This is a genomic window from Streptococcus sp. SM3, from assembly GCF_027497875.1.
Genome location: NZ_JAJNSA010000094.1, coordinates 1 through 9,913, shown reverse-complemented (window position 1 = coordinate 9,913; position 9,913 = coordinate 1). Strand labels below are relative to the sequence as shown.

The following is a 9,913-nucleotide window of genomic DNA, read 5'->3' as shown; positions in this document are numbered from 1 at the left end:
TTGTTCAGTTACTATAACTTTCGTTATAGCGCCCTGCACATTGGTTCGTCTTGTTCAGTTTTCAAAGGTCTTTGTCGCTCTCGCGCGACAACTATATTAGTATATCATGACCTCTCCTTACTGTCAATACTTTTTTTCAAAAAAATTTATTTTTTTGAAAGTTCATTTATACACTGTCAACTTTCAGCTTTTAAATTGAATTTTTAAAGTCCTTTAGATAGTTCTCCAATTTCTTTTTCATTTTTGTTTTTCCTAGACATCTTCTGTTTGCTAGTAATGCTTCATATTGTTCTTTTTCTTTTACGGTTAATTTTTCTTTAAAACGTTTTAATGCATCTCTTAGAACAACCAGCTCATCTAAATATATTTTTCTTGATGAAATTCTGTGACTAATTTCTCCAATTTCAATATATGGAAGTCTATTTATTTTTCTTTTATCACTTTCCTGTTGTCTTATTTTATCTTTAATATGATTTCTAAATTTTGTTTTGAAATATGTATAAAGTAATTCTTCATTTGTTTCAATTTCAGGATTTTTTTGATAAAGTTCAAAGAGTGTTAGCTGTCCTTCTTGTTCCCAATCATCCTTTTCCCATAATTGAATATAATATTCTTTTTCACATTTTCTTACGATATATTTTACTTTTTGATACATTTTATTAAATTCCATAAGCTCTCCTTTACTTTTATCTGTATTTTATAAAAATAAAGAAGCCCATTGGACTTTTTTTCTATTCTGCACGTTTTTTTAACTATTTGGTTATTATTTTTAATTATTTTGTCCAAATACACAAAAAAACTGCCACTTGGTGACAGTTCATCGATAGTCCGTACGGGATTCGAACCCGTGTTACCGCCGTGAAAAGGCGGTGTCTTAACCCCTTGACCAACGGACCATTTTTACAACATATTCTATTATACAGAATATTTTTACTCTGTCAACACTTTTTTAATAAAAAAAGAAGGAAATATTTTCCTTCTTTTGAATTAGTTATTTTCTTCTAATTTTGACTTAATCTCATCATATGATAGAGGTTTTGCTTCTTCTTCTAATTCATGCTCTGAATTTTCAGGCATTTTTCCTGTTTCATATAATGATTTAATTTGAACACTATCCAAGGTTTCATATTTTAATAGAGCTTCCGCAATTAGTTTATGCGTTTCTCTATTTCCTTGAATAATTTCTGCCGCTTTATTACGGGCTTCATTCAACAGACTACGAACTTCTTCATCAATTTCGTATGCTGTTCGTTCTGAAATCATTTTTTGTGGGCTTTGAGCACCAAACATTGCATGATTTCCTTCATATTGGACCGGTCCAAGTTTTTCACTCATACCATATTCTGTCACCATTGCACGCGCCATTTGGGTAGCTTGTTCAAAGTCATTTGAAGCACCCGTTGTTTGCGAATTGAAAATAATTTCTTCGGCAACACGTCCTCCCATGAGCCCAGCTAATTGTTCTTTCATATCTTCTTTAGAAAGTAACATTTGATCTTCTTTAGGAAGGGCAATCATGTAACCGCCTGCACGACCACGTGGAACAATCGTAACTTTATGAACTACACGAGCATTTGATAAGACCAAACCAACGATTGTATGACCAGCTTCGTGATAAGCAACCATTTCACGTTCTTTTTGTGAAATCGTCCGATCTTTCTTAGATGGACCTGCAATAACACGATCTTCTGCTTCATCGATATCAGCAGCATCAATTACTTTTTTATTTCGACGAGCTGCAACCAAGGCTGCTTCGTTCAAAACATTTTCGAGATCAGCACCGACAAATCCTGGTGTTTGTTGAGCAACCAATTTCAAGTCCACATCTTGAGCAAGTGGCTTATTCTTAGCATGAACACGAAGAATTGCCTCACGACCTTTCACATCTGGACGTCCAACCAATACTTTACGGTCAAAACGGCCAGGACGAAGAAGGGCAGGGTCAAGGACATCAGAACGGTTAGTTGCTGCGATAACAATGATTCCTTCGTTGCCTTCAAAACCATCCATCTCAATCAAGAGCTGGTTGAGGGTTTGTTCACGTTCATCATTTCCGCCACCAAGACCTACACCACGCTGGCGCCCAACAGCATCAATTTCATCGATAAAGATAATGGCTGGTGCTGCTTTTTTAGCATCTTCAAAAAGTGAACGAACCCGGCTAGCACCGACTCCGACAAACATTTCAACGAAGTCAGAACCAGAGATACTGAAGAATGGCACTCCAGCTTCACCAGCTACTGCTTTTGCTAAAAGGGTTTTACCAGTTCCGGGAGGGCCTTCAAGAAGCACACCTGCTGGGATTCTTGCACCCAATTTAGTAAAGCGTTTTGGATCTTTTAAAAATTCAACAACTTCAACAAGTTCTTGTTTTTCTTCTTCAGCTCCTGCTACATCTGAAAAACGAACTTTAATATCTTCTTTATTAGCAGCGCGGGCTTTATTACGACCAAAGTTCATGGCACCTCTGGCACCTCCGCCACCGCCTTGGTTCATCATTGAGAAGAAGAAGAACATGACAATAACAAATGGAACAATTGAAGTGAGAATTGTTATCCACATGCCACTTGAGCTCTCACGCTTAATGGTGATTTCTGCTTTGTGGTCAGCTGCTAATTTTTGTAATTCATTGACGGTGATATCAGATGGAAGGATGACACTAGTAAAGCGAGATACTTTTTGAATACTTGGGGTAAAAAATTGAATTCCTGTATCTTCTTTTGATTCTTTTGCTTTATTATAGGTACCTGCAATTTCAATCACACTACCATTTGGTTGGTAACTGATCGTTTTTACATTATCATTTTTAATTTCTTTAACCAATTCTGTGTAGTTGATTTGCTGACTTTGACCAACCCCATTACCCGCAAAAAAGTACTGGAATCCTGTCACAGCCGCTACAATAATCAACAAATACAGAAATGGATTTCGAACAAAACCGTTATTTTTTCTGTTATTCATCTAGTCTCCTCTATTTTGAGTACACTTCCTCTTTTAATACACCAACATAGGGTAGGTTACGATAATTTTCATCATAGTCTAAACCATATCCTACAACAAACTCATTTGGAATCGTAAAGCAGGTGTAATCTGCTTCGATCTCAACCAAACGTCCTTCAGGTTTATCCAGTAAGGTAGCAATCTTCACAGATGCTGCATTTCGTTCTTCAAAGAGTTCTTTTAGACTCTTGAGGGTTTTACCTGTATCAATAATATCTTCTACAAATAAAATATCTCTACCAGTAATATCTTGGTCGATATCCTTGATAATATTAATGATACCTGAGCTTGCTGTACCACCATGATAACTTGAAACCAGCATAAAATCCAATTCAATATGTGTATCCACGTGGTTGATCAACTCTGCCATAAATGGAACAGAGCCTTTCAAAATTCCAACAAAAATTGGATTTTTTCCTTGGTACTCTTTTGTTAGGGTTTCACCCAATTTCTTTGCTGCTTCTACAATTTCATCATGTGAAACCAATACTTTTTTTATATCTTTTTCTAACATGTTTTTACCTATCTATTTTTTGAATATAAAGACCATCTTTCATTATACCACTTTTTGAGAGCTTACTCAAATCACTCGTTACCAATCCCACTACAGAAAGAATATTATGATTTTGTTCTATAATGAGAGCCTTTTGCCGAAGAGAAATTGGAATTTTATGGTTGATAAACCACCGTCTTAATTTTTGATGGTGGCCATTAACAAGTAGCTGATCTCCTTCCTTTCTCCCTCTAATTAAGATGGGAGTTTCGCGTGAAACAGAAAGAATTTCTACATTTTCCCCTACTAATGGTTGTCCAAAAGATAGTTTATAATTTGCAATTTCAAAGATATTCCCAAATTCTAACAAAAATGGGAGGGGTTGGTCATCCGACTTTTGACTGATTTTTTGTATTTCAAAGAAATCATATTCCTGATGTAGTTCATAATTCGACTTTAAATAATGGACGCAATTTCTTTTTTTTCGCAGTAAATCTAATAATTCTTGAAACTGGGCCCTACCAAGTTGCAAATCTGGAAATTGTGCCAGATACTCCTCTAATAAGAAAGATTGCACAGAATGAGAATAAGTTCTAAAAGAAGCTAAATCTTGAATGGTTAACTCGCTAGTCAATTCTTTCAGTGCTTGGTGCCAATGAGTCACTTCCTCTGCTAAATAACGAAGACTTACTTGCATTTGGGGATTTTCTTTTTCAAATTCTGGAAGGTATTGATGGCGTACACGATTTCGAAAATAGTCCTGTGAGTCATTGCTACTGTCTTCAAAGTGAGGGATTTCCATCAACTCATCTTTGGTAAAAGTTAACAAAGGACGGATTAGCTCACCCTTGCCAAATGGTTGGCGTACAGGAATGCCACTTAAATGGCGTAATTTTGTTCCTCGTATCAAGCGCATGAAAGTTGTTTCAGCTTGATCGTTTGCATGATGACCTGTTACTAAAGCAGTGCAATCCTCTTTCTCCATAATCTGTTTAAAAAAATCATAACGAAAGGTACGAGCTTTTGCTTCCGTAAAATCACCCGAATAGTGAGCCACATGAATACGTGTCTCTCGCCTATCAGCTAGTGTTCGAAGTTCACTTTCTTCTAAATCCGATTCTGGTCTTTGTCCATGATTGACATGAGCGAGTACCAGATGGATTTTCAATCGTTCTTTATTCTTATATAAAAATTCATACAGATTCATTGAATCCAATCCACCAGATAAGGCAACCAAAACACGGCGATGGGGAGTAAATAGATCTTGTTTTTCACAAAACTCTAAAAATCGCTTTTCCATTATTTCAATACCTCATAGATATCTTTTGAAATGTTGGAAATCGTATCATAATTCGAATGATCTGTAAAAATGGCTATTACATAGGGTGAATTTGTGTATACAATCGCAACATCATGTCTAAAATCATAGGCATCTCCAATTTTATGAGCAACTTTTACTGGAAGGTCACGCGCAATCCGTTGATCATCATATTTTGTAGAGGAGAGTGCATCAATAATAGGGCCATTTTGTTGATAGACAGCCTCCATGACATTGCCAGCCATTTCAGCGGATGCTTCTCTTTTTTCAACATCCCAATGTTTTTTTGCAATTTTATCCAAAGTTTTTTGAAAATCTTGATCTGATTGATGAGTGACATAATAATTCAAGATATTATGTCCAACATTATCTGATTCTTTTGCAATCTTATCTACCAACTCTTGAACACTGTATTCTTTTCCATCTGGTGTTTTTGAAAGGCTACCACTTCCTTCTGGTTCATAGCCACCTTTGAAATCATTGACTTCTGGAATATATTTGTAGGTTGTAGTTGGGGAAATGGCTTTTTTATTGAGCTGTTCTTGGACGTAGTACAAGTATGGTAATTTCGTTACACTGGCAGAATACATTTCTTTTTGCGGATTGATTCCAGCAGTATTTCCAGTCTCTAATTGTTTTACATAGATTCCATACGAAGGAGAATTGTATTTACTATTCAACAAGTCCTGGACTTTTTCCATTCGATTATCTTTTTCAGTGACGAATGCTTTGTTCACCCAGCCCTGACCTTCAATCTCCACAAACTCATCCCGTAAAGTCTTAGCTGTACGTAAGACTGTCACTTTTGTATAAGGAGAAAGAGGTGTATTTTTTTCTTTTGCACCATTTATTAAGGGTCGGTCATACACTTTAAAACCAGGTTTTAGCCACATGTCTTGTTTTTTTTCTTGTGTTTCTTGTACAACATCAGAAAAAATGACAGAAGAATCTGCTAATACATATCCTTTATCTGCTATTTTAAACACAGCTTTCCCTTCATCATTTACAAAGAGTTGTTCGATTGTAAACGGTGTGTTGGGAAGAATTTCTCCTTTTTCTTTTTTCAACTGAGGATCAGAAAAAACAGAAATTTTGCGATAGACATTCGGGTTCGCTGGAATTGAAGAAAAATAAAGTTCTGATGGATGAGCCATTGTCTGAGAAGACTCAGACTGCTCGACACTCGCTGCTTGAGACCCAATAAATAAAATTGGAACTAACAATAGGAGCAGAAATCGTTTAGACACCTGTATTCCTTTCCTTTTCATCCTTTTGAAGTTTAATCATTTGGTTTTTCTTTTTTAATTCCTCTAATTTTTCATCCGAAAATTCAAGGAATTGTTTAACTGTTTGTAAGATATTTTCCATCGGTTATTGGGGGAGTAAATCTGGGATGGTATAAACATATTCACCATCTTTTGAAAAAGAATACTTAGCGCGTGCATATTTTGTTGCATAATCATCGTCTTTTAATTTTTTAGCGATGTCTTGTTGGTATTCTTTTTGTTCACTTGTTTCTTTATACTCTTTTTCCAACTGTTTGTATTGTTCTTTTTTATCTTGTAGCGATTGATAGCTCTGAGCTAAATTATAAGTTGGAAGAATAAATAGTAACATGACCAATATCAAGACGAGTCCCAGAAAACGATTGCGTTTTTTTCTTTCTTCTTCTAAAAAACGTTTTCGCTGACTTTCGTCTTTGATATATTTATTGTTCATTTGAACGATATTTTTAGGCATCTTCTTCTATCCTTGTTTCACTAATTATTTCATACATTTTGGATGCATCTTCTTTTTTTGTACTATCCAACATTTCCAAGACTTTAACCGTCAATACTTTATTTCCAAAACGAACTTCAATTTGATCATTCACTTTCAAATCCGTTGAACTTTTGGCTAATACTCCATTGACTTTGATTCGTCCTTTATCTGCAACTTCCTTTGCAACAGGACGACGCTTAATAATGCGAGAAACTTTTAAATATTTATCTAATCTCATACTGTCACCTCTAACATAGTATTGTATCATTTTTTATACATAAAATGCGAAAAATGAGCTAAGAACTGCTAGTCCTTTTCTTTTTCCTGTTTAATTTCCAATAAGGTTTGACCAAATTGCTTCAGAGCTTCCAAAATTTCAAAATCTTTCTTATTTCGAATATCGAAGATCACTTCAATCAATCCCTTTTCTTCTGCAATCTGTGCCTTTAACTGTGTCATGGACAGAGCTTTGAAATAATCCTGTGTTAAAAACAGTTGTTTGGCAATAGGTTCAAATTTCACTGTCAATTTTTGTTGTTTTCTCTCAACAAGACGGACAAAGACTTGATCCAAGTAAGCTTTCACTAAACCAATTTCAAGTAGGTAGGCCACAACATCTGGGTATTCTCCAAAACGATCGATCAATTCATCTTGCAAGTATTCATAGTCCGTTGCAGAATTCATTTCACGAATTTGTTTGTAAATTTCAATTTTTTGACGTTGATCTGAAATATATTCATTAGGTAAATACGCATCTATTTGAAGGTTCAACTCTGCATTGCTCTTTTGTCTACGATGCTCTTGGCCTTGTTTCTTAGCAATAGCTTCTTCTAACAATTGAGAATACATTTCAAAACCAACTGAATCGATGAAACCAGATTGAGAAGCTCCAAGGATATTCCCTGCTCCACGGATCGATAAATCTCGCATAGCAATTTTAAAGCCAGACCCCAACTCAGTAAAACCCTTAATAGCTTCTAAGCGTTTTTCAGACACTTCTGTAAGAGATTTGTCTGGATGATACATCAAATAAGCATAAGCAATTCGATTGCTTCGTCCCACACGACCTCTTAGTTGATAAAGCGTTGAAAGTCCCATATGATCCGCATTTTCAATAAAGAGTGTATTAGCATTTGGAATATCCACACCTGTCTCAATAATGGTTGTCGTCACTAAGACATCGTATTCGCCATTAATGAAATCCAACAGGGTATTTTCTAAGCGAACCTCACTCATCTGACCATGAACAAAGCCAATCGAAGCCTCTGGAATAAACTCTTTTAATTCAGACACCTTTTGTTCAATTGTATCTACCTTATTGTAAAGATAATAGGCCTGTCCTCCACGATCCATCTCCCGCAACACAGCATCTCGAATAATGGTTGGATTGGTCTCTAGTACAAAAGTTTGCACAGGATATCGATTGGTCGGAGGTGTTTCAATGACAGACAAATCTCGAATTCCTAGCATAGACATATGAAGAGTTCGAGGTATAGGAGTAGCTGTTAGGGTAAGCACATCCACCTTTTTTTTCAATTCTTTCAAGGTTTCTTTGTGCTTCACTCCAAAACGTTGTTCTTCATCAATCACGATTAAGCCTAAGTCTGAAAAAACAACATCTTTGGACAAGAGCCGGTGAGTTCCAATAATAATATCCACTCGTCCTTTTTTCAACTTTTCAAGCGTTTCTTTCTGCTCTGCCTTACTCTGGAAACGACTTAAAACAGCAACCTCTACTGCAAAAGATTCAAAACGCTCCTTAAAATTGGCATAATGTTGTTGGGCAAGAACAGTGGTGGGAACCAGCACTGCTACTTGTTTATGATCATTTACTGCCTTAAAGGCTGCTCGCATAGCGACCTCTGTTTTCCCAAAACCGACGTCTCCAACCAGCAATCGGTCCATCGGACGATTCGATTCCATATCTTTTTTGATTTCTTCAATGGAACGTAATTGGTCATCTGTTTCAATATATGGAAAATCTTGTTCAAAAGCCTCTTGGTTTTCATCATCTTGGGAATAGGCAAAGCCTTCTAATTGACTACGCTCCGCATAAAGTTTTATCAAATCATCCGCAATGTCCTCTACCTGGGTCTGAACCTTTTGCTTCGTTTTTTGGAAACGCCCATCATTTAACTTGTTAATTTTTGGCGTTTTTCCATCACTTGCAACGTATTTGGACAACATCTGAATCTGATCGACAGGAATCGAGATGCGATCTCCATTTTGATATTGAATTGAAACATAATCACGATGGACACCCGAAATTTCAATCGTTTCAATTCCCAAATATTGACCAATACCATGAACTTGGTGAACAACATAGTCCCCTTTTTCCAGTTCATTATAATTTTTTAGGCGTTCAGCATTGGAAATATTTTGCCTGCGAATCTTTCGTTTGATCTTTTTCTGATAAATCTCTGATTCTGTAATGTAGACAATTTTTTCATCAACAAATTGGAAACCGTGAGCTAGTCCTCCAACAACTAATTGACTAGCTTGAGGGATGATCGTATCCCCATCAATATAATCTAATCGAATTCCATATTCTTCTAAATTTTTATGGAGCTGTTGAAGATTGTGATGAGAAGTTGCTTGGACAATAACAGTATAGTTTGATTTTCGATACCGTTCAATTTCCTCTTTTAATAAATCAAATTGTCCAAAAAACTCCTGCATGGGATATTGATTGAATTGATACAAATGATCAAACTTCAAATTTCCCAATCCTTTTTGAAAGTTTGAAAAATAAGTTGCAGGCGTATATTTTCGTAATGTTGTACTGGTGTCTGCAAAATACACTTGGCGAGAAGAAGCTCTATTTTTATGTAAATCTTCCGTCAAGAGATTAGCTGTATCTAGTTCAAATCTCGCTATTTGATCTGCTATTTTTTGATAATCATCCAGAAAGACAGGAGTGTGTTTAGGGAGATAATCGAATAAGGTATATTGCTTTTTGTAAAAGAAACTAATAAATTTCCTAAGATCCGGATGGAGTTTCCTTTGAGAAATATCTCCCAGAATTTCTGCTAGATAAGATTTAAATTCTTCATTTGCACTCTGTTCTTGCAATTGTTCGATTTGCTGCTGACCACGGATGAAATCTTCCTCTTGCAACAATAGATCACTCACTGCCTTCAGTTGAACGTCTTCAACATTTTCAACAGAACGCTGACTTTCTGGGTCAAAGATTCGGATTCCATCAATCTCATCTCCGAAAAATTCAATCCGATAGGGTTGGAGTTGGTCGATCTCAAAGATATCTAAAATATCTCCTCGTAGACTAAACTCTCCCTGTTGCAAAACTTGGCTCACCTTTTGGTAGCCAATCTTCTGTAATG

Annotated in this window: 9 protein-coding genes and 1 tRNA gene; all 10 read right to left on the bottom strand. The window is 36.0% G+C overall.

The window, feature by feature from the left end:
* Nucleotides 1-190: 190 nt before the first annotated feature.
* Nucleotides 191-670 (bottom strand): sigma-70 family RNA polymerase sigma factor, encoded by a 480-nt coding sequence (locus tag PAN06_RS11315; protein ID WP_003009261.1) that lies wholly within the window; start codon nucleotides 668-670, stop codon nucleotides 191-193.
* Between the two features lie 154 nt (nucleotides 671-824).
* Nucleotides 825-896 (bottom strand) — tRNA-Glu (locus tag PAN06_RS11310).
* 91 nt (nucleotides 897-987) lie between these two features.
* Complete coding sequence (ftsH, locus tag PAN06_RS11305) at nucleotides 988-2,961, bottom strand: ATP-dependent zinc metalloprotease FtsH (RefSeq protein ID WP_269796350.1); 1,974 nt, start codon at nucleotides 2,959-2,961, stop codon at nucleotides 988-990.
* Nucleotides 2,962-2,971: 10 nt separating this feature from the next.
* Entirely contained in the window at nucleotides 2,972-3,514 is a 543-nt protein-coding gene (gene hpt / locus PAN06_RS11300) for a hypoxanthine phosphoribosyltransferase (RefSeq protein WP_003018402.1), read from the bottom strand.
* Between the two features lie 4 nt (nucleotides 3,515-3,518).
* On the bottom strand, nucleotides 3,519-4,793 hold the full coding sequence (gene tilS, locus PAN06_RS11295; protein WP_269796349.1) for a tRNA lysidine(34) synthetase TilS: 1,275 nt from the start codon (nucleotides 4,791-4,793) through the stop codon (nucleotides 3,519-3,521).
* Nucleotides 4,793-5,878, bottom strand: coding sequence for a serine hydrolase (locus PAN06_RS11290; RefSeq protein ID WP_269796348.1), 1,086 nt, complete (start codon nucleotides 5,876-5,878; stop codon nucleotides 4,793-4,795). The genes tilS and PAN06_RS11290 overlap by 1 nt, the downstream gene beginning before the upstream one ends.
* Nucleotides 5,879-6,050: 172 nt before the next feature.
* The gene (locus PAN06_RS11285; protein WP_003009253.1) at nucleotides 6,051-6,179 is read right to left on the bottom strand and encodes an SP_0009 family protein; all 129 of its coding nucleotides are present in this window, start codon (nucleotides 6,177-6,179) and stop codon (nucleotides 6,051-6,053) included.
* Between the two features lie 3 nt (nucleotides 6,180-6,182).
* On the bottom strand, nucleotides 6,183-6,551 hold the full coding sequence (locus PAN06_RS11280) for a septum formation initiator family protein (RefSeq protein WP_003009251.1): 369 nt from the start codon (nucleotides 6,549-6,551) through the stop codon (nucleotides 6,183-6,185).
* Complete coding sequence (locus PAN06_RS11275; RefSeq protein ID WP_003002258.1) at nucleotides 6,544-6,810, bottom strand: RNA-binding S4 domain-containing protein; 267 nt, start codon at nucleotides 6,808-6,810, stop codon at nucleotides 6,544-6,546. Before PAN06_RS11275 ends, PAN06_RS11280 begins: the two co-directional genes overlap by 8 nt.
* A 68-nt stretch (nucleotides 6,811-6,878) precedes the next feature.
* Nucleotides 6,879-9,913: transcription-repair coupling factor (gene mfd, locus PAN06_RS11270; RefSeq protein WP_269796347.1), on the bottom strand; the 3,035-nt coding region annotated here is incomplete at its 5' end.